The organism is Pseudomonas sp. GM41(2012) (genome assembly GCF_000282315.2).
Classification (GTDB): Bacteria; Pseudomonadota; Gammaproteobacteria; order Pseudomonadales; family Pseudomonadaceae; genus Aquipseudomonas.
The window spans coordinates 337,691-361,396 of the sequence record NZ_AKJN02000011.1 but is presented as its reverse complement, the minus strand read 5'-3'; the positions used below and the strand labels follow the sequence as shown (position 1 = coordinate 361,396).

Below are 23,706 nucleotides of genomic sequence, written 5' to 3'. Positions count from 1 at the left end.
TGATCCTCAAAGCAACCCTGGGCGCAGCCGTGGTGGTGATCCTCGCCGCACTGGCCAAGACCAAAAACTATTACATCGCTGGATTGGTGCCGCTGTTTCCGACCTTTGCGCTGATTGCGCATTACATCGTCGGCAAGGGTCGCTCGCTGGAGGATTTGAAGACCACCATCGTGTTTGGGATGTGGTCGATCATTCCTTACTTCATCTATTTGGCGACGTTGTATGTGATGGTGGACCGGATGCGGCTGGAGGCTTCGCTCGCTGTGGCGGCGGTGGCTTGGTTGATGGCGGCTACGGTGCTGGTTTCGGTTTGGGTTCGTCTTCACGGCTGACTGATGTGATCGGTTTTAGAACCACCCCTCACCCCAGCCCTCCCGAAACGTCGGACCGCCCCACAGGGGAGAGGGGGAAAGGGAGCAGACCTTCATGTGCTTCTAAGCCTGAGTTCGACTCAGATCTTTCACGTCGCAAAATTTCAACTAGGCGCATCGGTCAGTCCCCTCGCCCCCTGGGGAGAGGGTTAGGGTGAGGGGGCGATCTAGAGAGTCGCCACATAACCTCACCCGTTAACCGTCCCGCCCTTCGCTTCACTCATGATCTGCCGAATCGCCCCGACAAACGTCTCCACCGGCTGACCGCCACTGACGGCGTATTGTCCGTTGAACACCACTGTCGGCACCGAACTGACGCCTCGCGACAGCCACAACTGCTCTTCTTCGAGAACCTCTTTGGTGAACTCGTCCGACGCCAGAATTGCCTCGGCTCGCGACCGGTCCAGCCCCACGCTTTCGGCGATCTGCGCCAACTGGCCATGGTCGGACGGATTGCCGCCCTCGGTGAAATACGCCTTGAACAGCGCCTCTTTCAGATTGAACTGCAACCCTTCCAGTCCCGCCCAGAACAGCAAGCGGTGGGCGTCGAAGGTGTTGTAGATGCGACTGTTGCCATCCGTGCGAAACGCAAACCCGACCTCGGCGCCGCGCGCGCGGATCATCTCGCGATTCTTCCGGGATTGCTCAGGCGTCGAGCCGTACTTCTCGGTGATGTGTTCGGTGATGTTCTGCCCTTCAGGCCCCATCTTCGGGTTCAGTTCGAACGGCTGAAAACGGATCTCGGCCTGCACCTCGTCACCCAGCAAATCCAGGGCCCGGGTCAGGCTATACAGACCAACGACGCACCAGGGGCAGGACACGTCGCTGACGAAATCGATTTTCAGGGGGGGACTCATCACACACCTCGCAGACTGGAACGCGCCGGAAAGTTCGAACGATACACCCGTAGGAGCTGCCGCAGGCTGCGATCTTTTGACCTTGATTTTGATCTTTCCCTGACCGCTGAAGATCAAAATCAAAAGATCGCAGCCTGCGGCAGCTCCTACATGAAGTATGTCCGGGTGCCTGAGCAAATCTGCTCCCACAGTTGGATTTGGGGATTACAGGAGGTTGTGTTCAGCCACCGGATCAATCTGCGCCCAATGCGAGGAGTCTTCGCGGTGGGCCTGCAAATACGGCAGCACCGCCGCCAGCAACGGCGCCTTGAACGCTTCCTGGAATCGATGCGCCAACCCCGGAATCAGTTTCAGCTGACTGCCGCGGATATGCGCCGCCAGGTGCACGCCGTGCATGACCGGCAACAACGGATCAGCAGTGCCGTGAACCACCAGCGTCGGTACGCGCAGTTGATTGAGCAGTGCCACACGACTGCGCTCGGCGAGGATCGCCATGATCTGGCGCTTCACACCCTCAGGGTTGAACGCCCGGTCATAGGACTGCGCCGCCTGATGCAGCAATGCCTGCCGATCATCGCTGACCGTCGGGCTGCCCAGCGCCGCCAGCAAATCGGCTTGCTGCTCCAGCGCCACTTCGCGATTGGGCGCCCCACGACGCGACAACAGTTGCACCAACGCCGCACTCGGCGCCGGCAAGCCTTCGGCCCCGGAACTGGTCATGATCAGGGTCAGGCTCTCGACCCGTTGCGGCGCCATCGCCGCCATGTGCTGGGCGATCATCCCGCCCATGCTCGCGCCCAGCACGTGGAATTGCTCGACGTGCAACGCATCCATCAAGCCGAAAGCATCGTCAGCCATATCGGTCAGGGTGTACGGCGCCGACACCGGCAAACCGAGTTTGTAGCGCAGCACTTCAAACGTCAGGTTGGCGTCGACAGGTGCTTGCCGCCAGGTCGAGAGACCGACATCGCGATTGTCATAACGAATGACCCGAAAACCCTGCTGACACAGCGCGACCACCACCTCGTCCGGCCAGTGAATCAACTGCCCGCCCAGGCCCATCACCAGCAACAACGCAGGGTCCGAGGCACGGCCGATGCTCTGGTACGCCAGGCTCACCTGTGCCAGATCGACCCGTTCGGTCGGAACATTGATATCGCAACGAGACGCCGCCAAGGACGGCAGGCCGAACAACAGCGCGGCCAGGAAAACCGCTGTGGAAAAAAATCGTGCACGCATGAAAAACACCGAAACGCAGAACTCCAGTAGAGCGCGAGTCTGATGAAGTTTGTTCAAGCGCGCTGCCACAGTTACGTGACAGTTTGATGAAGTTCGCTGAACGGTCAATGCGATAACTATGTACCACCACCTCCCGATCCCCATCGCATTCAATGCCTGCCAATCGTCCACTTTGAAGCCAGGCAACCATGCTCGAACAACCTCACAACCCCGACCGTATCACCCTCAGCGACTTTGGCCTCGCACCCGCCACCGTCCCGGCGATCCAGAATGAACATTTGTTCCTCCAGGCCTCGCAGCGCTGGCGAGACAGCCAGCAGCAAATGCTCCAGCTCATGGCGACCTCCCCCAGCGTTCACAGCCTGTTGACGCAAACGCTCAAGCAGCAACTGGATCTGGATGGCGAGCGTGTCGGCCTGTTTTTTCCGGCCACTGCCGAGCGCTCTTCGCGCCGTTGCAGCCTGACGCAAGCCTGCGCCTTCCTGCTGCAACAACCGAAACTGGACCTGCTGCGTATCCCGCCCTGTCAGGTGACGGGGATCGATCGCCCCCATCGACACGCCGCCACCTCTGCCGGAGAACTGCTCAAACGACTCAAGGCCCTGGGCCTGAAGCAGTGCCTGACGGACGGCTGGAACACGTACTGGAACGGCCGGGCAAATGGCTCGCCATTATCAAGACGGCACCTGGCCGCCCGGTTGTACCGCACACACGTTGACGCCGCAGGCCAGTTGGCCCTCGCCGAGGGTGCATTAAGTGCCGAGCAGTTAAAGCCGCTGCTGGCGATCCTCGATCCCGTCGATGGAAAATCCGAAGTGGCAGGCCAGCGGGTCATCGCCGAACAGTTGGCCCTGCAGCGCCGTGACAATCGTTTCGCCAAACTTCCCGGTGTGCTGGGCATCAGTCTCTACGGGGGACAATCCACCGAGCAGTTGCTGTATCTGCCCACCCACCGGCCTGCACTGTTGCACTTCAGTCAGCGCAGCGAACTGGACAATTGGCTGATCAGGCATCAACACGAAATCCCCTGGAGTGTCACGACTGACGGTCACAGCGTTGTCGACTACAACAACCCGAGCGCCCCGCTGGAGGCAGGAGCGGCCCAATTACTGGACCGTCTGCACGCCATTCAACTGGAAAGCGCAAGCACCGGCCTTGGCGATGACATGGCCGAACAGGCGGCCTACGCACTGCTCGCTGTCGATCAAGTCGACGCGCAACGCCGCGCAACGGGGGGCTTTGCCCAAGCGCCGGACCTCCCCGCACCGGTACACGAGCAGGATGATCAGGCGCTCGCTCCGCCCTTCCCGTTCGGCAATCCGGGGCACGAATTCTCTTTGTTCGTGCGCAAGGCCGCCCTCGAACAGCAATACAGCGCCATCGAAAACCTGCTGAACAATAACGATCCGGGAACGCCTGACAATCCACGGGTGACAGAGCTCAAGACCCTGTTTGCATCCCTGGACGAGGCCGAGCAAGCCGCCATGACAGCGGCATCCGCCTTGCTGGAGCGCGAGCGCGTTTTCGATATGTCGACGATCAACATTCAATACACCGCACTCTACCGGGCGAGACTCAAGGCCCTGCAAACCGAGGCCGACATCCAACTCAAACTGGAGCAGATCGATACCGCCGAATACAGCCTGCTTGAAGCGGTGTTGAAAACGCCTGCCAGCACCGATCGTTCTGATCACAGCGGCGCTGCCTTCGTCACATTATCGGTCAGCGAAACCCGCGACATTGAAACCGTTTCCCAGCGCCAGGAGCTGGAGGGACTGCTGGTTTTCGCCGACACCGCGACGCTGCAAGACCCGTCCTCAACGCAAAGCCTGTTGCTCTACTGCACCGGTGCTGGCGGAGGCTTGCAACGGTTCGCCAATCGCCGGGAAATGCAGAGTTCCCTGTTTAAGCTGCATGCCGCCGACGGGCACGCGGCGTTACAGCTGACCCCGATCGACACCGACCCTTTCGAGTACAGCTTGCATCGACAAGTCTCGACCTTCGAACGCCGCGCAGCCGAGATCCGCCTGCAATTCCCCATCAGTTCCCACCCCGCACAACAAGCGAACGCACTGGGACAGTTACGCGAGCATACGCTTGCCGCCCTGCTGGTACCCAGCCACCCGAACCGGGACCTTGCTTACGCACAACTCGTCGAGCAAAACCTGATCGCACGATTGAGCCGTCAGTTCCCCCAATGGCTCACCCAGGCGTCGCAGGGTGAACGCTTGCAGCTCAATGCATTGATTGAACGCTATGTACCGGCCTTGCAACGCGCCCACGCGTTACACGAGCTCACTTTGCCGCTGGTCAGTGACTTCGCCGCCAAACGCATTGATGCCCGACTGCGCAAGGATTTCTCACTCAAGCACAGTTTCGCCGTGCAATTGGACCTGCCTGATGCGGTGACATCCGAACAACACTTCACAGAGGCCCCTGGCGCACCGGGAACGCCGACCAAAACCGTGTGGGTCGCCAGCCAAAGCCGCAGCAAACTGTCGATCCAAGAACTGGCGCTGCTGAACATCGACGACGGTATCAAGCAGCGCTTGAGCTTCATGCGTGTCGAAGTCACCGCCAGCTCCGATGTCGAGCGCGATGCGCTGGTCAAAGGCATCACGCAGTCGTACCTGTACGCCCTCGTGCCGGAACTCGATCTGGCGCAGCACTACGAAGATCTGATCCGCAGCACCTACAGCGGACCGGCGACAGCATCGGCCTTCGAACGTGAATACCACCACGAATGCCTGCTCGAACCCTACCGCTTGCAACTCGCCATTCAGGGACGCTTTGCCCTCCTGCGAGGTGCAATCAACGCCACCGAGTGGCAAATCCTGAGCGTCGCCATTGAGGCTGCGACGCCGCAAGCCTGGTCCGCCAATGGCCAGCAGATCGTACTGCTGCCCGCGTGCTTGAGCGCAGGAGGCAAAGACACGGACAACAAGCCAAGCACCCTGTCGGGCATTACCTTCATTGAGGAGCAAATCAGCGGTCTTACGCTGCTGTACCTGCCCGACACCCCGGACGGCGTGTTCCTGCGCCGATACGACAGTCTGGAGCAAGCCCGTAAGGCGTTGTTCGATCTGTGCCTTCGCAGTGAAATAGCCAACTATCTGGCAGAGCGCGCCCTTGAAGGCCTAAAGGCGAATCACCTGAGCCGCATCACGCAGGCCTTGCTGAAAAACTTCGATGGGATCATCAGTGTCGGGCGCCCGTGGCCCAAAAGCACTTCATTGCCAGCCCATCTATTGCATGCCGAGATGGGCCGCCTGATCCAGGCTCACCGCAACACCTCACGCTCCAACAGCGAACTGTTTCTGGAGCAATACGCGGTCAACGGCGAGAAGGTGTTCACCTATTTGAAAATGGCCATTGGCGTCTTGCCCATCATCGGCACCGGCGTCGGCCTCTATGACGCCTGGAACAGCACCAATCAAGCCGTCGCGGCCTTTCGCACAGGTGATCACGTGCGTGGCATGGCTGAAATAACCATGGTTTTGCAGGCATTGATCGATGCAGGCATGGACCTTCTTTCGGGTTTCAGCTTGCGGCTCGGCGCGACCCGCACACGAACGCTTCATCGCCAGTGGGGCAGAATATCCAGAGGCATTGCCGCCTCGTCCACACCTCTGATATCGGCACGAGAGGCCCGGCATATAGCGGCCCGTTTCGCTGGCTACCACTACGAAAAACACATTTCCCTGGCGGGCCTTCAACCCGATGCGCACGGCGTCTACCGCAATGTCTATCGTCACGCCGACGGTGACTTCATTGTCAGGTACGGAATCATCTACAAGGTGGAATTGCATGACGGGGCCTGGCGGCTGAGCGGGACTCGGATCAAAAGCTATAAACAACCGGTAGCCCTCGATGCCAGTGGGCAATGGAACACTCACTTCGCCGTTTACGGGACAGCCTTGAATGGCGGCCTGGCGGGAGGGGGTGGGGTACAAAGTTACCTGGCCAACAGGCTTGATCCGATCTGGCCGACGGCCATCCGCGAGCGACTGCCGCGTTGGTGGGTCGATCGGGCTTTTCGGCGCCAACAAGCACTGACAACCAGCGTCGATGCCAGGATCGAGCAACTCATCACCCTGACCAAACACTCAAATGAGGCGCTGAAGCGCTTCTACAGCAGCCCCCCTCAGACCCAACTGGCCCAAATCAAGCGTCTGGACGCCGCTTGCCTGCAAGAAATAGAACAGGCCAAAACCCATTATCTGGAACTCGAAGAACTGTTGCCGCTGAGCCATGGCAACAAGCGGGCAGAAATTAATACAGAAAAAAGTCGAGCGGCCTGGATGATAGTGGACCGCTCACTGCACCGGGTAAGGTTTGGCGCCAAGCGCATCATTCAACACCTGGACGAACTCGAAGATATTGCGAACCAGGCGGATGCTCTGCCCAATGCAGACGTCAAACCCATATTGAGTCTGCTGCAACAGCGCAAAAATGTGCGACTAGAGGTAATCGGGGAGTTGGAATCAATCGACGCGACCAGCGCACAGATTGATGAATGGAGCAGACGCATCACCAATGACGCTCAACGAAAAACCGTAATGGTAGAAAAAAACAGCCTGGTAAAGACATTGCTGCCGGAGAACCGGCAGTACTTGAAAACAGGCCAATACTTGCAAGTCGTCAGTCGGTTTGATGCGATTGATGATGTCTCCTGGTTTTATCTGCAACCCCAGATGGCTGAAGCACGGGTCAGGATCGACCGGGTCCTGGCTACCCAGCAAAGTCTTCCCCAAGTCAACGCCCGCCACGCCGAACGCAACAGGCTTCTGGAAGACTGTCTCGCGGCTTACGATCAATTTCGCAAGGAACTGACCGCATGGACGGCCAGCTACCCCCAACATTTCGATCTCACCTATGTCCCGCTGCTGCTGGACGGCATAGAAAAAACCGCCGAACGCGCTCGCCAGGCCATCAGGCAAACATCTGTGCCACGACCGGCCGGGCCTGTCGTGAAGAAGATCTTTGAAACAGAGCAAGGTCAATTGTTGATCGGTGATGTGATCAGCGGCCAGGATCGATTCACGCTCAAGGGCATCGATGGCTATACCGAAAACTGGTTGCCAGGGTCACACGGCAAATACCGTCTGCAGAACAATCCCCTGCGGGTCAGCCAACAGCACTCCCACACGGATGTCAGGCCTTTGTTGACGGAGGCAAGGAAACGACTGAACACCCAGGCGGCGTACCAGAACAAGGTCGAAGCCTACGCCAGGCAAAAAATGCTGCCCGTCGACCTCGAACACATGATGCTCACTGAGGCCGCCGAGCTTCGCCTGCGCGCCAGCCAGATCGAACGCCTCGACCCCCAGCCCCCCCTCATCGGGCAACTGCGCGACAAGGCTGCCGAACTGACGCGCAAAGGACGAGACTTGCGCATCCAGCACTCCCTCATCAGCCCAACCCCTACAGAAGGGTATCTGGACTATCTACTCGAACAGGGTGCGGTGCAGATTCGCAAGAACGGTGAATTGACCGAGCTCGCACGCCTGACGGACGGGCGCAGGGACTTCCTGCAGGAATATGAAGTACTCGACCTGATGCAAACCCCGGCACAGCCCCGGTGGTATGCCCATTTTCACTACAACAAGCCCCAACCGCGCTTCGACGAGTTTGTCAAAGCTCACCTCAAAACCGCGCAGCAACGCCATCTCGGCCTGCAATGGCAACAAACGCAGGCGCAAACCGGTGCACCGGTCGACCCTATCTGGCGTGGTGACATCGGCAGGCCGTTAGCCTTGCTGCACTTCGAGAACCTCTGACACCACCGGCGCCGGGGTGTAATGCCCCGGCGGCGGGCGGCCGAAGTTTGCCACTCGTCCGAAAAGTGCATTGACCTGTCACATTTGACAGTAGCCGCTTTCAACGCCAGAACCTTAAATAAAAGCCCATCCGCTGCGATCTGGCGGCTTCAGTCTGTTCTGACTTGAGTACACATCATGAGTACTGACGAATTACTGGTGGAAAACAGCCCGGCCCGCTTTGCCAGTTCGACCGTGAGCGAAAGCTGGATTTATATACCCGGCGCCCGCGAGGGGATCGAAGGCGCGGATGTCGGCATCAACCGAACGCTGGCCCGAGGCAACATCAACGGTATGGAGATCGTTATTCCCCCCACACAAATCTTCGTCGGTGACCGGGTGGAAGTGTTCATTCGCCACCCGACCTCGCCCGCCCTGCCGATCATCTGGTTCGACGTGCCAAGTGGCTATAACGGCGATGCGCTCTCGAAAAGAATCCAGGTCAAAGACATTCCCGAGGGGTTCAGTACCTGGTTCTACCGAGTCAATGGCGTGGAGTCGGGGCATCTTGAGGTGTTCGCCAAAACCGAACTGCCCGGCGGAATCGATCCACAACCGGAATACCCGGGTCACCGGTTATTGCGGGCCCCCGTCATTACTCCGTCGGTCATCGACGGCACACAGGACGTCATTGTCACCGTGCAGCCCTGGCAAGGCATGCGCCACAACGACACCGTAGCGTTTCAGTATGTCGGCTGGCGCATCGCACACAAGGTTCTGAAGTCCGAGATCGGTCAATCGGTGGAGCTCACGATTTCCCAGGAAATGATCGCGGCCGATGGCAGTGGCCAGGCCTTGCTTCAGTACTGGGTAACAGACGAGGTGGGCAACATGGCCTCTGACCACTCCATCGGGTTGATGGTCGACATCCAGGACGCCAACCACGCACAACGCCTGCCCGCCCCGAAGGTGTCCGAAACCGATCAGGACAACGCCATCTACATGACTGCACTAGGGGCCAAGTCCGTCAAAGTGACGGTTTTAACCCCAGCGTCGGTATTTGCCCCAACGGATGTGGTGGAACTCGACTGGCGAGGTGAACCCCGCACGGGCCTGCCCCAGCCGTTCACCAGCTCTCAGACAGTCACGTCTACGACAGGCGCCCCCGAAACAGAACTGACCTTCGAAGTGCCTAACGCTGTGGTTCAGCGCCTGGCCGGTGGGTTTGCCAACGTGGCGTATACGCAAGTCACCGCCAGCGGCGAACGCCGACTCTCGAAGTACGTCCAGGTCTTCATTGTCGGCAACACCCGCAGAATCGATTGACTCCCATTACCCACTTTTTGAGAGGTAATACGCCATGAGCGTTTTCAACACACCCGAGCCCCCTGTCAAAGCACGGCAAATTGACCTGCTTCCCCCTCTGCCGAAACCCGGCGATATCAGAGTCAATAGCATTGATCCGCTCTTGATATCCGGGTTTGTCCCCGAGCTGCCAGCGGATGAGGGCGTCCACGGTGGTATCAATCGACTCGCGTTCCTGGACGGAAAAGACCAGCCAACAGAGTTGAATGTGGTAATCGACCCGTGGCTCAACATGTTTAAAGGCGATGAATGGAAAATTGAAGCGATCTACTCGCCGGGGAACCCGATCACGCTTGTGAGCGGCACTGTCGATGTCTCTCAAGTGGATAATCGGATGTTCCCGACCATAAAAAAGGATCAGTTGCCCGACGGCGTGTGCGATATGGTTGTAGGCGTACGCAGAATCAGCAATCCCGGGGGCGACTACGAACGCTCACCGCCCTTGACGGTACTGATCAAAACCAACCTGCCCGGCGGACCGGACCCGGATGAGAAGGAGCCCTACCATCAAGGACTGGCACCTATCGAGGTGGATCCGACAGTCCTGAGGAACGGCGTCACCAAGGATTATCTGGATAAAAACGACGGGTTGCCCATCACCATCGCGCCCTACGTGAACATGCGCAAGAACTCCACCATTTTTGTCTTGTGGGGCAGTAAAGAATTCAGGCTGCCCCTGATCACCGCCGACCAGGTTGGCAAGCCCGTGACGTTCACCCTCCATAAAGACGACCTGAAAGACCTGCCCCCCGTAAATCCTTTGCTGCTCACTTATCGCCTTCAGGATGTGGTAGGGAATCAGAGTGCCGCCTTTGCGCCTCCGATCTTCTTCCGGTTCGACCCTACTCTGGTGCTGCTCGACGCCCCGGTTATCGAGAAGGCGGATGACGATGACCAGCTCGACCTTGATGCACTGCGGGGTGAGGACGTCGAAACGAGCATAACTTCGTCGGTCCGTTTTGTGTCAGGAGACGTGGTGGACCTGAGCTGGCGTGGCGTCAGCGCTGGTGGCCGCCAGGTCCCCGTGGATATGCAATGGAAACCCGAAGCGCCAGGCCGCTCTCACTCGTTCATGATTCCCTATGACCGGGTCCACCTGATTGCTCGGGGTTACGCCAAAGTCGACTACCGCCTGACCCAAGCCGCCACGCCTGATATCCCGCGCTATTCACGCACGGCCTACGCCAAGATGATCGGCATGCCCCTGAAGCTGGCTGCACCGGTGGTGCCTGAAGCCAAAGGGGGGTCTGTCGCGGTAGACACCGACCCGGCCCACGTGATCGTGAAAAGCCAGCCAGGCGCCATCATTCTCCATGATGTCATTTACATTTACTGGTACGTCATAACGGTGGTGGGTATAGAGGATTTCTACGCGGCGTCCAGCCCCGTTGATAAGGACATGGTGGACAAGGACATCGAGTTCACCGTACCCAAAGCCCATATTGAAAAATGGGAAGGGGCCAAGGTACACGTCGAATACACCGTCCGCCGCAAAGACACTGAAGACGTGGGTTCCGAAACCCTGGTGCTGGAAATCGGCGACATCACGGCTGAATTACCGCCACCGGAAGTCAAGGACGCGAAAGACGGTGTGTTGATCCCCGAAGATGTACCCAACGGTGCCGTGGTCACCATCAAACCCAATCCCTCCATACGCGCCTTTTACGTCCTCAGGTTCAGTTTCATCGGGGCCACCCAGCAGGACTCCTGGTCGTCACCGCCTATAGAAGTGCAGCCTGAAATGGTGGGCATAGACTTCACGCAAATCGTGCCCAACGAGAAACTGCTGGCCAATCGGAACAACACCGTCGAGCTGGTCTATACCGTCACCAACCCCTTTACCAAAACCCAACGGGTTTCGGAACGGCTGCGATTGAACATCGGCTCGCCGATTCCTAACCCGGACATCACGACCGTCAAAGACGGCAATGGCAACGACATCCCACGCAACAGCCAGACGTTTGCCACCCGTGCAACGCTGACCGGCACTGCCGGGGTGAGTGTCCCCGTAGAACTGCGCAACCACGGCGTGATTGTCACCACACTGACCTCCACCGCCGGGAAAACCTGGTCACACACCCTCACCACCCTGGCGCCGGGCTCGTACAGTTTCACCGTGCAGAACCCCGGCACCAACCGGCCCTCCGCCATCTGGGCCTTCATTGTGCAGGAATCGCAGACGCCCATCATCGACTCGGTACAGGCTGGCGGCTCGACGATCCCGAACAACGGTGCCACTTACTACCAGAGCAATATCAGCATCAACGGCTCGGCCTCACCAGGACATCGGATCGATATCTACGATGGCGGCACCCTGCTGGGACCGGTCACAGCCACTGAAACCGGAAGCTGGACCCTGCCGGCGCGCAATTTTTCGTTCGGCGGTCACTCCATTACCGCACGGACCACCGACGGCAGTAATAAAACCTCGCTCACCTACGCCTTCACGGTGCAACAGGGGCTATCGTACGAAATCACCAACTTCAACAATCGTCACTTCAACGGCTGGGCAACAGGCTCTGCCATTCAGCCCCGGGACCTGACCTTTCATGTCAATCATGGGCAATACGTACTCAACAACTACACCTATACCAATTGGTCCAGCGGAAACTTGCTATACAAGAGGTTCTACAACCTGCAACCCAATGTGACCTACTACTTCACTATTCGGATTGCACGTTTCTATCCTCATTACGCGCCACCACTCATCAGGCTACGCACCGACCAGTCAAATGGGCAGGCCTGGAGCATTACGACTGCAACCATGTACAACTTTACGATCGCTTTCAGCTCAACCACTCCACAGTTGACGTTATACATCGATAGCCTTGAGGCCAGTGGCGTGGGTAACGATTGGGACATGGCCTGGATTCAGGTGAGTAGAGCTTAATCGTAAAAACCCGCCGATCTCGCAGTCGGCGGGTCTATCCATTGCAGTGATGAAAGGCTCGCGCGCGCTGCCTTTACGGAACTGCCGTTTCCTCAGTTTTGCCTGCCTTAAGCCAACTGACCGCGCAACTGCCGCGCCGCCGCCACCATGTTCACCAGCGCGGCTTCCGTCTCCGGCCACGCACGAGTCTTCAACCCGCAATCCGGATTCACCCACAACCGCTCGGCCGGAATGCGCTTCACGGCTTTGCTCATCAACTTGACCATTTCGGCCGTGTCCGGCACCCGAGGCGAGTGGATGTCATACACGCCCGGGCCAATGTCGTTCGGGTAGTCGAAGGCCTCAAAAGCCTCCAGCAATTCCATGTCCGAGCGCGAGGTTTCGATGGTGATCACGTCGGCATCCATCGCCGCAATGGAATCGATCACGTCGTTGAATTCGCTGTAGCACATATGCGTGTGGATCTGGGTTTCGTCACGTACACCGGAGGCGCTCAAGCGGAACGCTTCCACCGCCCAGTCGAGGTATTCCTGCCATTGCGCCCGACGTAGCGGCAAGCCTTCACGGAAGGCGGCTTCGTCGATTTGCACGATTTTGATACCGGCGCTTTCCAGATCCACCACTTCGTCACGCAAAGCCAGCGCCAGTTGCTGCGCCTGGATTTTGCGCGAGACGTCTTCCCGCGGGAACGACCACATCAGCATGGTCACGGGGCCGGTGAGCATGCCCTTCATGACCTTGTCGGTCAGGCTTTGCGCATAGGTGATCCAGTCGACGGTCATGGCGTTCGGACGACTCAGGTCGCCGTAGATGATCGCCGGTTTCACGCAGCGCGAACCGTAGCTTTGCACCCAGCCGAAACGGGTGAACAGGTAGCCGTCCAGTTGCTCGGCGAAGTACTCGACCATGTCGTTGCGTTCGGCTTCACCGTGTACCAACACGTCCAGGCCCAGGCGTTCTTGGACTTGCACGGCATGGCGGATTTCGCTGTGCATGGCGTCGGTGTAATCGTTGGCCGACAGCTTGCCTTGCTTGAACGCCTGGCGTGCCAGACGAATCGAACCGGTCTGCGGGAACGAGCCGATGGTGGTGGTCGGGAAGGCCGGCAGTTTCAACCGCGCACGCTGCTGCTCGATGCGTTTGGCAAACGGCGAGTGGCGTTGGCTGTCCTTGTCACTGATGGCGTTTATCCGTGCCTGCACTTCATCTTTGTGAATACGCGGCGACTCGGCGCGACTGGCCTGAATCGCACGGCTTTCGGCGAGTGCAGCTTGCACCTTGGGTGATTGCGGGTCGTTCAGGGCATCGCGCAGCACGGCAATTTCGCCGCACTTCTGCACGGCAAAGGCCAGCCAGCTTTTCAGTTCCGGGTCGAGTTTGTCTTCGCGATCCAGATCCACCGGGCTGTGCAGCAGCGAGCAGGAACTGCTGACCCACAGGTTGTCGCCAAAGCGTTCCTGGGCCGGCTGCAGTTGCGCCAGCACTTGCTCCAGTTCGCAGCGCCAGACGTTGCGACCGTTGACCAGGCCTACCGAGAGAATCTTGTAGGTCGGCAGACGATCCAGCACCTGGCCGAGTTGATCCGGGGCGCGCACCGCATCGATGTGCAAGCCTTGCACTGGCAGGCTGACCGCCAGGCCGAGGTTGTCTTCCAGACCGCTGAAGTAGGTCGCCACCAGTTTTTTCAGCGGCGAGTATTGAAGGATGTGATAGGCGCGTTCGAAAGCGTTTTTCCACGCCTGAGGCAGGTCAAGGGTCAGGATCGGTTCGTCGATCTGCACCCACTCCACGCCTTGAGCGGCGAGTCGGCCGAGGATTTCGCCGTAGATCGGCAGCAGGCGTTCCAATAGGTCGAGTTTGTCGAAATCATTGCCTTTGGCTTTGCCCAGCCACAGGTAAGTCAGTGGGCCGATGATCACCGGTTTGACGTTGTGGCCGAGGGCCTTCGCCTCGTCGACTTCGTCGAACAGCTGTTCCCAGCTCAGCTTGAACTGCTGGTCAGCGGTGAACTCCGGGACCAGGTAGTGGTAGTTGGTGTCGAACCACTTGGTCAGTTCCTGGGCGTATTGCGCTTTGCTGTGTTCGCCGCCGCAGCAGGCAGTCGTGGCGCCACGGGCCATGGCGAACAGGGTGTCGAGGGTCGGCAGGCCGCGCGAGTCCTTGGCGCTGTCGAAACGCTCGGGGATCACCCCGAAGGTCAAGGAATGGGTCAGGACCTGGTCGTACCAGGCGAAGTCGCCCACGGGCAGCAGGTCGATTCCGGCGTCTTTCTGCAATTGCCAATGGGTGGCGCGCAATTGGCGGCCGACGCTTTTCAGCGCGTCCTGATCCAGATCGCCCTTCCAGTAGGATTCGAGGGCTTTTTTCAGTTCGCGGTCAGCGCCGATGCGCGGGAAACCAAGTGTGTGGGCCAAGGCCATGTGAAATTGCTCCCATAAAAGATGCTGTAAAACATGGCGCTATTGTCGACAGCTAACCCAACATGAGACAAACTCAACCTTTTCGTGTTGATCACAAGTTTTCCTCATGGAGCCACCGGTGCTTGAAATCCGTCACCTGAAGACCCTGCATGCCTTGCGCGAAGCCGATAGCCTGGTGGATGCGGCCGACCGCTTGCACCTGACGCAGTCGGCCCTGTCCCACCAGTTCAAGGAACTGGAAGAGCGCATGGGCATGCCGTTGTTCGTGCGCAAGACCAAACCGGTGCGCTTCACCAGCGCCGGTTTGCGACTGCTGCAACTGGCCGACGCCACTCTGCCGTTGCTGCGCGGCGCCGAGCGCGATATCGCGCGGCTGGCCGGTGGCACTGCCGGGCGTTTGCACATGGCGATCGAGTGTCACAGTTGCTTTCAGTGGCTGATGCCGACCATCGACCAGTTCCGCGATGCCTGGCCGGAAGTCGAACTGGACCTGGCCTCAGGGTTCTCATTCGCCCCGCTGCCTGCGCTGGCCCGTGGCGATCTGGATTTGGTGGTGACCTCCGACCCGCTGGAACTGGCCGGGATCACTTACGTGCCGTTGTTCACCTATGAAGCGATGCTCGCGGTCGCCAATCAGCACCGTTTGGCGAGCAAGGCCTACATCGTCCCTGAGGATTTGCTCACCGAAACGCTGATCACCTACCCGGTGGAGCGTGATCGTCTGGACATCTTCACCCGTTTCCTCGAACCGGCCGATATCGAACCGGCTCAGGTGCGCACGTCGGAACTGACGGTGATGATGATGCAATTGGTGGCCAGCGGTCGCGGCGTGTGCGGCATGCCCCATTGGGCGCTGCATGAATACAGCTCACGGGGTTATGTGAAGGCCAAGCGGCTGGGCGAGAAAGGTTTGTTTGCGACGCTGTACGCCGGGATTCGCGCCGACATGCTGGACGCGCCGTACATGCGCGACTTCCTGCTGACGGCCAAGGACACATCGTTCTCGACACTCGATGGCGTCAGCGCCGTTCGCTAGTACACCACAAACCTGTAGGAGCAAGCGGTGCGGCGATCCGACTTGCCCGCGATGGGCGCGGCGGGGTCATTCAGACAGACCGCGTTATCGTTCATCGCGGGCAAGCCATGCTCCTACAGGGGATTGCGGTGGACTCAGAGTTCACGCCACATGTGGATTTTGTCGAAGTAGTCCTCGCCCACCCGTACCGCCAGCGGTTCCAGGCCAAACTGGATGAAGCCGCAACGCTGGTACAACTTGAACGCGGCCTCATTACCAGCAGTGACGGTCAGCTGAATCAGCCTCAGACCTTTATGGTCCTGCGCTTCAGCCAGGGCAGCCTGCACCAGGTGATAACCGACCCCGCGTTGCCGGACCTTGCCGGACACGTACATGCCAAACAATGTCGCCTTGTGCCGGGCCTTTTCCCGAGGCTCGAAGGCCAGGCCGACGATGCCCGCCAACTCACCGCCTTCGAACGCGCCGAACACCACGTCCAGCTTGTTGCTCAGGCGTGATTCCCACCAACTCAGCGGCATCACGGCGCGTTCGCGCACGCTGGAGGTAAACGCCTGGGGATGCAGGTCATAGGCTTCGAGCATCAGCGCCCGATAATCCAGGGCATGACTGGCATCAAGCCGTTCAATCCACATGTTCAAGCCATCCGTCGTTGTTCCAGCATCAGTCGCACCGCCAGCGCCGACAGCACGAACCCCATGAAATAGCGCTGCATTGCCAGCCAGGACGGGTTGTTGACGAACCAGGAGGCGATGCCCGCGGCGAACAGTGCGATCAGCAGATTGACGCTGAAACTGACGCCGATCTGAGTCAGCCCCAGCGTGATGCTTTGAGTGAACACCGAGCCATGCTCAGGCGTAATGAACTGCGGGAACACCGACAAATAAAACACGGCGATCTTCGGGTTCAGGGCGCTGGTCAGAAAGCCCATGGTGATCAGTTTGCGCGACGAGTCCGGCGGCAACTGCTGCGCCTCGAACGGTGAACGCGCCCCCGGTTTGACGGCTTGCCAGGCCAACCACATCAGGTACAGCGCACCAGCCCACTTCAGCACTTCGTAGGCCATCGGCACCGCCAGAAACACCGCGGTCAAACCGGCAGCGGCCGCGAACAGGTGCACGAAAAACCCGGCGACCACACCGAGCAACGAGGTCACACCGGCCTTGCGGCCCTGGCAGATCGAACGGGAGATCAGGTAAATCATGTTCGGCCCCGGCGTCAGCACCATCAGCAACGCGGCAGCGGCGAAAATCAGCAAGTCTTGAAGCGGGATCATGGGCAAGTCCTTTAGTCCAGAAATGATCAAGCGATCGCGGTTAACGAGGCACGATAAAACGGCAGGATCAGGTCCCGTGTCAATGGCGCCAGCGTGACATTGCCGTCAGTGGTCGGGTCGATCCAGCGCACCTCTTCGATCTCCGCCGCAGGCGATACGTCTGAATCGATGGTCAGCTGAAAGAGTTCGGCCTGGACGGTAAAACCCGGCTCATTGGCGGCCGGGGCCGAGAATTGCCCGAGATACGTGGCGTGTGCCGGATCGATGACCAGCCCCAACTCTTCTTCCAGTTCACGGGCCAGCGCCTGGACCGGTTGCTCATGGGCTTCGATCTTGCCCCCCGGCTGCATGAACGCTTCGGTGCCGCGCTTGCGGACCAACAGCGTGCGGCCGTCCGGGCCGATCAACAGGGCAGCGGCGATGCGGATGAGGCGGGCTGAAGCAGCGGATGACAGCGTCATGGATCAGGATCGTCCTTGGAAAAAGGCGCAAGGATCACATGGCCGCTGCCGCTTCGTCACCCCGAAAAACATCTTCAAAGCACCACTGCCCACTGTGGGAGTGAGCCTGCTCGCGATGGCGGTATTGACTGACACACCGCTATCGCGAGCAGGCTCGCTCCCACAGGGGGATTGTGTAGAGTCTGGGAAAACTAACTGGCCTCGAGAACCGCAACGTCTTCCGGCACCTTCACGAAAATGCTGTATTTCGCGCCTTCCATGGCTTCGAAGGCGATCAACTTCTCCACCAATGGCCCATTCAACACCTTGCCGGCATTGAGCAGCAGCATGCCGTTGTCGGCATTGAGGTTGCGCGCCAGGATCATGCCCGCCGTCACTTCCCGTGTGGTCAGCACCTTGACCGACGGATCCGCCAACGAGACATCGCTCAGGTACGCGGCACAAACCTGAATGAAATCCTCTACCAACTCGGGATCGTAGAGTCGCCCGGCATAGCTGCGGATGTAGACCAGTGCTTCATCGCTGTTCATCTGCCGCTCGAGGATCAGCCCACGCTGCAATTCGATGAAATCCACCGCCAGTTTCAACAGCCGCGAACCGAACGGAATCGCCTCGCCCTTGAGCCGGTCGGGGAAGCCGCTGCCATCCCAGCGCTCCTGGTGATGAAGAATCAGACGGGCGGCGTCCTTCATCGGATCGAGCGTCATCAACAGCGATTCGCTCTGCTTGGGATAACCGCGATAGCGCTCCCGATCGCTGTGGTGCAGCAGGTCCGCGGGCGCGGTCATCATGCTGTCGGTCCAGCTCAGTTTGCCAATGTTGTAGAGCGCCGCGGCCATGGTCAGGTCGCGACTGGTGCCCTCGTCCAGGCCATGGAGTTTGCAGTACACCCGCACCAGTTCGATGATCTGGCGGTTGGTTTGTTTGGCCGGCGGCAGGCGCAGGTTGGCCAGCAGCGAGAACACCTCGGTGCCGGTGACATAGCTGTGCTTGAGTTCTTCGTAGGCCAGGTCGAGCATGTCGGCGGTCTGCTGGAGTTCGGCAGTGCGGGCGGCGACATGTTTTTCCAAGGTGATGTTGAGCGACTTCAACTGGTCGTTCTGCAGCCGGGTCAACTGCTCCAGGCGCTGGCGTTCGCGCTCGGAGTGTTGATGAGCCAAGGCCTGGCGCAAGGTCAGGAGCATTTCCTCATCGTTCCAGGGTTTGCTGATGTAGCGGTGAATCTTCCCGTCGTTGATCGCTTTGATGATCGTCGGCATGTCCGCGTAGCCGGTGAGCAGAATCCGCGTGGTCGTCGGGTAAAGCTGATGGATGCGCGCCAGCAGCGTGGCGCCGTCCATATTGGGCATGCGTGCGTCGGTCATCACCAGGTCAATGGAGTGTTGCTCCATGATCTCCAGCGCCTGGGCACCGCTGGTGGCCAGCAGCAACTCGTAGGGCTGGCCGCGTAACAGGCGACGCAGGCTGTTGAGGATTGACTCCTCGTCATCGACCAGCAGCACCTTGGATTTATCGTTCAAAGTCGTGGGGAGTTGCTCTTCCATGGCGTCACCTCAAGTGAAACGGGCATATCGTTGTGGCAGGCCCCGAGGCAAACATCCCCTATTGCCGGAGCCTGACCTACAGGCTAGATGATTTTCAGCCCGCCAACGGAAATGATTCCGCTCATTGAGTTGCGCGAAGTGCTGGACAGGCGACTATGCTGAGCTGACTCGGATCCAAATCTGTACGTTCGGCCAGGTGATCAGGGAAAGGAAGCCCCCTATGCGAAAACCGCATCAAGCTGCCGCCGGTACTGGCGTATGTCGATAAATACGCTGCTGGCGCGGACCAACCGACGGATTCTTGTCGTCGACGACACGGCCTCGATTCATGCGGACTTCGCCAAGATCCTCAGTCCGCCATCGATCGATGACGACAGCCTGATCAGCGCCGAAAATGCCCTGTTCGGCACCCCTGCGGCGCTATCGCTGCAGAGCTTCGTGCTCGACTCGGCGTTTCAGGGCCTCGAAGCTCTGGACAAGGTCGAGACGGCGCTGGCCAACGACATGCCCTACGCGATGGCCTTCATCGACATGCGCATGCCGCCGGGCTGGGACGGGCTGGAAACCATCGAACGGCTGTGGCAGGTCGATCCCAAGCTGCAAGTGGCGCTTTGCACCGCTTATTCCGACTATTCCTGGGAAGACATCGACGAACGCCTGGAGCTGGGTGATCGCCTGCTGATTCTGAAAAAACCCTTCGATGCCATCGAAATCCGCCAGATGGCCAGCGCATTGACGGCCAAGTGGCAAATGACCGAAGACGCAGAGCTGAAGATGTCGCTGCTCGAACAGGCGGTCGAAGAACGCACCCGAGAGCTGTCCGACGCCAATATCATCGTGCAGAACAGCCCGACCATTCTGTATCGGTTGCGCGGCGAACCGTCGTTTCCGTTGATGTACATCTCGCACAACATCACCAAATACGGTCATGTCGCGGCGAAACTGGTCGCCTCGGCCAACTGGGCTCAGGAACTGATCCATCCCGATGATCAAACCAAGGTCGACACCGCCATGGCCCGGGTGCTGGACCGTCATGCGGCAGGCGCTTCCATCGAGTTCCGGATGCGCACTGGCGAAGGAGCCTGGCGCTGGGTCGAAAACCGCTACATCCCGGTGCGCGACGATGAAGGCCGTTTGCTGGAAGTCGAAGGCATCATCATCGACATCACCGAACGTAAACTGGCCGAAGAGAAAATCGCCCTGCTGGCCCGCACCGACGGGCTGACCGGGCTGGCCAACCGGGCGACGCTGATTGAGCGGTTGCACCAGGCATTCGCCTCTGCGCGTCGGGGGGCGGCACAGTTCGCCATGTTTTACCTGGACCTGGATCACTTCAAACGCATCAACGATACCCTTGGCCATCCCGTGGGCGACCTGTTGCTGCAAGAGGTTGCCCGCCGGATCAAGGACTGTGTGCGCGAAAACGATGTGGTGGCCCGCCTCGGCGGTGACGAGTTCGCAATCTTGCAACTGGACGTCGGCGACCCGACCCAATCCGCAGCCCTGGCTGCCAAGATCCGCGATACGTTGGTACTGCCCTATTCCCTGGCCGGCAATGATGTGCGGGTCTCGGTGAGTATCGGCATCAGCAGCTGCACCTCGGAAAGCACCAGCGCCGACGGTCTGCTCACCCAGGCCGACATGGCGCTGTATCGCTCCAAGGAACAGGGCCGCAACCAGTACCACTTCCATTCCGAGGAGATCAATCAGGAGGTGGTCGAACGCATGACCATCGCCAGCGACCTGAGAACGGCCATCGAACACCAGGAACTCGAACTGCATTACTGGCCGGAAGTGGACCTGAGCAGCGGCAAAATCCTCGGCATGGAAGCTCAGGTCAGCTGGAACCACCCTGAGCGCGGTTTACTGGAAGCCCCGGCGTTCCTGCCCGCGGCGGAAAAGACCGGCACCATCGTTGCGCTCGGTCACTGGGTGCTGGATCGCGCCTGCCAGCAAATGCGTCAATGGCGCGACGAAGGCATGGCGCCGCCGGTGATTGCGATCAAGCTGTCCCTGGCGCAACTTAAAAGTGGTCCCGAACTGATCTATGACGTGCTGCGCACCACCGCGCGCTGGGAACTCTGCCCTTGGGACCTGCGCTTCGACGTCACCGAAGCGACGCTGGCCCAGACCAAATGGACCCACAACGATGTGCTGCCGCGCCTGCGCGAGCTGGGGGTGAAGATCGCCATCGACGACTTCGGCACCGAGTACTCTTCGTTCGACTACCTCAAGACCTACCAGGTCAATCACCTGAAACTCGCTCAGGCCTTCATCGACACCGCCGCCCGCGATCCGGCCAGCGCCAACACCTTGCGCGCCATCATCAACTTCGCCCGTGACGTCGGGATCGGCATCATTGCCGAGGGTGTCGAAACCCATGAGCAGCGCAGCTCGCTGATGGCCACCGGGTCGCCGATGAATGCCCAGGGTTACTTCTTCAGCAAAGCGGTCAGCAGCCAGCAGGCCGCCGAGTTGCTGAAGGCCGGCAGCATCGTGCCCCCGAACCATGACATCGGGCCGATCCGGGATAACCCGCCACGCTCCACGGAGGACAAAGGATGAAAACGCCTTTCGTGCGGACTAACCGGCGCATCCTGATCATCGACGACACGCCCTCGATTCATGAGGATTTCCGCAAGATTCTTGGCGCCGAGATCGAAGGTGAAGAGCCCGGCGGCGAACAGACCCTCGCCGGTGCTGAAGAAGCCCTGTTCGGCACCGTGCAGCTTGATCGGCTGACGTTCCAGCTCGACTCGGCCTATCAGGGCCAGGAAGCCCTCGAACTGGTCACGCACGCACTGGCCGAAGGTCGCCCCTATGCCATGGCGTTCACCGACATGCGCATGCCACCGGGCTGGGACGGCCTGGAAACCATCGAACAACTGTGGAAGGCCGATCCTCACCTGCAAATCGCGTTGTGCACGGCCTTTACCGATTACACCTGGGAAGACATGGCCGAACGGCTGGAGTTTGGCGACCAGTTGCTGGTGCTGAAAAAACCCTTCGACAGTCTGGAAATCCGCCAGATGGCCAGTGCCCTGACCTGGAAATGGCAGATGGCGCAGGACGCGGCGATGAAGGTCCTGAACCTGGAGCAAACCATCGAGGCGCGGGTCCACGAACTGCTCAAGGTGTCGCACCTGTTGCAGTACGACGTACTGACCGAGCTGCCCAACAGCACGTTGCTCGGTGACCGGTTGAACCAGTCCCTGGCCCTGTCCCGGCGCCATGACAAACAACTGGCCGTGATGTTTCTGGGCCTCGATCGCTTCAAGCGCATCAACAATGCCCTGGGCCATCCGGCCGGTGACGAAATGCTTAAACAGGTCGGGCGCAATCTGGTGGCGACGGTGCGCGAGTCCGACTCGGTGTTTCGCTACGGTTCCGATGAATTCGTGGTGATCCTCGCCGACGTCCGCCATCCCCAGCAGACCAAGGGCATCGCTGAAAAACTCTTGAACGCCATCCGCGCGCCCCAGCACATTGCCGGCCACGACTTGAGCGTGACCGCGAGCCTGGGCATCAGCATTTACCCGGACGACGGCTTCGATGCCATCGCGCTGATCAAGAAAGCCGAAACCGCGATGCGCAACGTCAAGGAAAGCGGCCCGAACGATTTCAGTTTTTTCATCGACGAGATGAACCAGCGCGCCCGGGATCAGCAAAGCATCGAGAGCGGCATTCGCCTGGCGCTGGAGCGCAACGAATTTGTCCTGCATTACCAGCCAAAACTGGACCTGGTCAGTGGCCAGGTGGTCGGTGCCGAGGCGTTGATTCGCTGGCAAAAACCGGGGCATGGTCTGGTCTACCCATCGGACTTCATCAGTATTGCCGAAGACAGCGGCTTGATCGTGCCGTTGAGCAAATGGGTGCTGGCCGAGGCGTGCCGACAAGCCTGCGCCTGGCAGGCCGCGGGGCTGCCGAAGATCTGTATGTCGGTGAACATGTCGGCCATCGATTTCCGTCAGCGAGACTTTGTCGACGGCATCGAACAGATCCTCAAACAAACAGGTCTGGAACCGGCCTTGCTGGAGCTGGAAATCACCGAAGGCGTGTTGATGCAGAACGTCGAAACCACGGTAAACGCTCTGGCCCGGCTCAAGGTGATGGGCGTACGACTGGCCATCGATGACTTCGGTACCGGTTATTCCAGCCTGAGCTACTTGCGGCGTTTTCCCATCGACGTGCTGAAAATCGACCAGTCGTTCATTCGCGGCTTAAGCCGCGACAGCAACGACGCCGCGCTGGTCAGCGCCATCATCAGCCTGGGCCGGAGCCTCAAGCTGACCATCATTGCCGAAGGGGTGGAAACTCTCGAACAACTGGACTTCCTCAAGTCACATCAATGTGAAGAGGGTCAAGGTTACTACTTCAGCAAAGCCGTGGCGCCGGACGCCTTCGTACGGTATCTGGGGTCGGTGAAGCCCTCTTCATCCGCAGCCACGTGAACGATGCGCAACGACACACAGGCCCCAAGCCAAGGAATCA

Annotated in this window: 14 protein-coding genes; 7 read left to right on the top strand and 7 right to left on the bottom strand. The window is 59.4% G+C overall.

The features are described from left to right. Positions 1-2: 2 nt before the first annotated feature. Positions 3-332 carry a GlpM family protein gene (locus tag PMI27_RS01330; RefSeq protein WP_177327890.1) on the top strand — a complete coding sequence of 110 codons (330 nt, stop codon included), beginning with the start codon at positions 3-5 and terminating at the stop codon, positions 330-332. Between the two features lie 227 nt (positions 333-559). Here the strand turns inward: PMI27_RS01330 and PMI27_RS01335 are convergent, their stop codons facing one another. After that, positions 560-1,228, bottom strand: a complete 669-nt coding sequence (locus PMI27_RS01335; protein ID WP_008155251.1) for a DsbA family oxidoreductase — start codon at positions 1,226-1,228, stop codon at positions 560-562. A 204-nt stretch (positions 1,229-1,432) separates the two neighbouring features. Beyond that, complete coding sequence (locus PMI27_RS01340; RefSeq protein ID WP_008155253.1) at positions 1,433-2,467, bottom strand: alpha/beta fold hydrolase; 1,035 nt, start codon at positions 2,465-2,467, stop codon at positions 1,433-1,435. A gap of 188 nt (positions 2,468-2,655) precedes the next feature. On the opposite strand from PMI27_RS01340, the gene PMI27_RS01345 reads away from it, so the two are divergent. The 3 genes from PMI27_RS01345 (at position 2,656) to PMI27_RS01355 (ending at position 12,481) form a co-directional block, all read left to right on the top strand. Next, positions 2,656-8,247, top strand: coding sequence for a dermonecrotic toxin domain-containing protein (locus tag PMI27_RS01345; protein ID WP_008155255.1), 5,592 nt, complete (start codon positions 2,656-2,658; stop codon positions 8,245-8,247). Positions 8,248-8,424: 177 nt separating this feature from the next. Continuing rightward, a complete protein-coding gene (locus PMI27_RS01350; RefSeq protein ID WP_008155257.1) occupies positions 8,425-9,552 on the top strand; it encodes a hypothetical protein in 1,128 nt (375 codons plus the stop codon). Positions 9,553-9,586: 34 nt separating this feature from the next. After that, a complete protein-coding gene (locus PMI27_RS01355; protein WP_008155259.1) occupies positions 9,587-12,481 on the top strand; it encodes an Ig-like domain-containing protein in 2,895 nt (964 codons plus the stop codon). Positions 12,482-12,588: 107 nt separating this feature from the next. Here the strand turns inward: PMI27_RS01355 and metE are convergent, their stop codons facing one another. Further along, positions 12,589-14,901 (bottom strand): 5-methyltetrahydropteroyltriglutamate--homocysteine S-methyltransferase, encoded by a 2,313-nt coding sequence (gene metE / locus PMI27_RS01360; protein ID WP_008155261.1) that lies wholly within the window; start codon positions 14,899-14,901, stop codon positions 12,589-12,591. Positions 14,902-15,019: 118 nt separating this feature from the next. Here metE and metR point away from each other — a divergent pair, with 118 nt between their 5' ends. Beyond that, a complete protein-coding gene (gene metR, locus PMI27_RS01365; protein ID WP_008155262.1) occupies positions 15,020-15,937 on the top strand; it encodes a transcriptional regulator MetR in 918 nt (305 codons plus the stop codon). A 134-nt stretch (positions 15,938-16,071) separates the two neighbouring features. Here metR and PMI27_RS01370 read toward each other — a convergent pair whose 3' ends face one another. The 4 genes from PMI27_RS01370 to PMI27_RS01385 all read right to left on the bottom strand — a co-directional run bounded on the left by PMI27_RS01370 (position 16,072) and on the right by PMI27_RS01385 (position 19,215). Continuing rightward, on the bottom strand, positions 16,072-16,569 hold the full coding sequence (locus PMI27_RS01370) for a GNAT family N-acetyltransferase (RefSeq protein ID WP_008155264.1): 498 nt from the start codon (positions 16,567-16,569) through the stop codon (positions 16,072-16,074). 2 nt (positions 16,570-16,571) lie between these two features. Next, positions 16,572-17,210: a LysE family translocator gene (locus tag PMI27_RS01375; RefSeq protein ID WP_008155266.1), complete on the bottom strand. Its 639-nt coding sequence runs from the start codon at positions 17,208-17,210 to the stop codon at positions 16,572-16,574. Between the two features lie 26 nt (positions 17,211-17,236). After that, on the bottom strand, positions 17,237-17,671 hold the full coding sequence (locus PMI27_RS01380; RefSeq protein WP_008155268.1) for an NUDIX hydrolase: 435 nt from the start codon (positions 17,669-17,671) through the stop codon (positions 17,237-17,239). Positions 17,672-17,862: 191 nt separating this feature from the next. Continuing rightward, a complete protein-coding gene (locus PMI27_RS01385; protein WP_008147869.1) occupies positions 17,863-19,215 on the bottom strand; it encodes an HD domain-containing phosphohydrolase in 1,353 nt (450 codons plus the stop codon). Positions 19,216-19,473: 258 nt separating this feature from the next. On the opposite strand from PMI27_RS01385, the gene PMI27_RS01390 reads away from it, so the two are divergent. Both PMI27_RS01390 and PMI27_RS01395 read left to right on the top strand, forming a co-directional pair. Continuing rightward, positions 19,474-21,780, top strand: coding sequence for a putative bifunctional diguanylate cyclase/phosphodiesterase (locus tag PMI27_RS01390; protein WP_008147868.1), 2,307 nt, complete (start codon positions 19,474-19,476; stop codon positions 21,778-21,780). Next, the gene (locus tag PMI27_RS01395) at positions 21,777-23,666 is read left to right on the top strand and encodes a putative bifunctional diguanylate cyclase/phosphodiesterase (RefSeq protein ID WP_008147867.1); all 1,890 of its coding nucleotides are present in this window, start codon (positions 21,777-21,779) and stop codon (positions 23,664-23,666) included. Before PMI27_RS01390 ends, PMI27_RS01395 begins: the two co-directional genes overlap by 4 nt. Positions 23,667-23,706: the final 40 nt, after the last annotated feature.

Excerpts from the sequence above, each read along its gene's own strand:
- PMI27_RS01335 (WP_008155251.1), bottom strand. The coding sequence starts at position 1,228 with ATGAGTCCCCCCCTGAAAATCGATTTCGTCAGCGACGTGTCCTGCCCC.
- PMI27_RS01340 (WP_008155253.1), bottom strand. The coding sequence starts at position 2,467 with ATGCGTGCACGATTTTTTTCCACAGCGGTTTTCCTGGCCGCGCTGTTG.
- PMI27_RS01345 (WP_008155255.1), top strand. The coding sequence starts at position 2,656 with ATGCTCGAACAACCTCACAACCCCGACCGTATCACCCTCAGCGACTTT.
- PMI27_RS01350 (WP_008155257.1), top strand. The coding sequence starts at position 8,425 with ATGAGTACTGACGAATTACTGGTGGAAAACAGCCCGGCCCGCTTTGCC.
- PMI27_RS01355 (WP_008155259.1), top strand. The coding sequence starts at position 9,587 with ATGAGCGTTTTCAACACACCCGAGCCCCCTGTCAAAGCACGGCAAATT.
- metE (WP_008155261.1), bottom strand. The coding sequence starts at position 14,901 with ATGGCCTTGGCCCACACACTTGGTTTCCCGCGCATCGGCGCTGACCGC.
- PMI27_RS01370 (WP_008155264.1), bottom strand. The coding sequence starts at position 16,569 with ATGTGGATTGAACGGCTTGATGCCAGTCATGCCCTGGATTATCGGGCG.
- PMI27_RS01375 (WP_008155266.1), bottom strand. The coding sequence starts at position 17,210 with ATGATCCCGCTTCAAGACTTGCTGATTTTCGCCGCTGCCGCGTTGCTG.
- PMI27_RS01380 (WP_008155268.1), bottom strand. The coding sequence starts at position 17,671 with ATGACGCTGTCATCCGCTGCTTCAGCCCGCCTCATCCGCATCGCCGCT.
- PMI27_RS01385 (WP_008147869.1), bottom strand. The coding sequence starts at position 19,215 with ATGGAAGAGCAACTCCCCACGACTTTGAACGATAAATCCAAGGTGCTG.
- PMI27_RS01390 (WP_008147868.1), top strand. The coding sequence starts at position 19,474 with ATGTCGATAAATACGCTGCTGGCGCGGACCAACCGACGGATTCTTGTC.
- PMI27_RS01395 (WP_008147867.1), top strand. The coding sequence starts at position 21,777 with ATGAAAACGCCTTTCGTGCGGACTAACCGGCGCATCCTGATCATCGAC.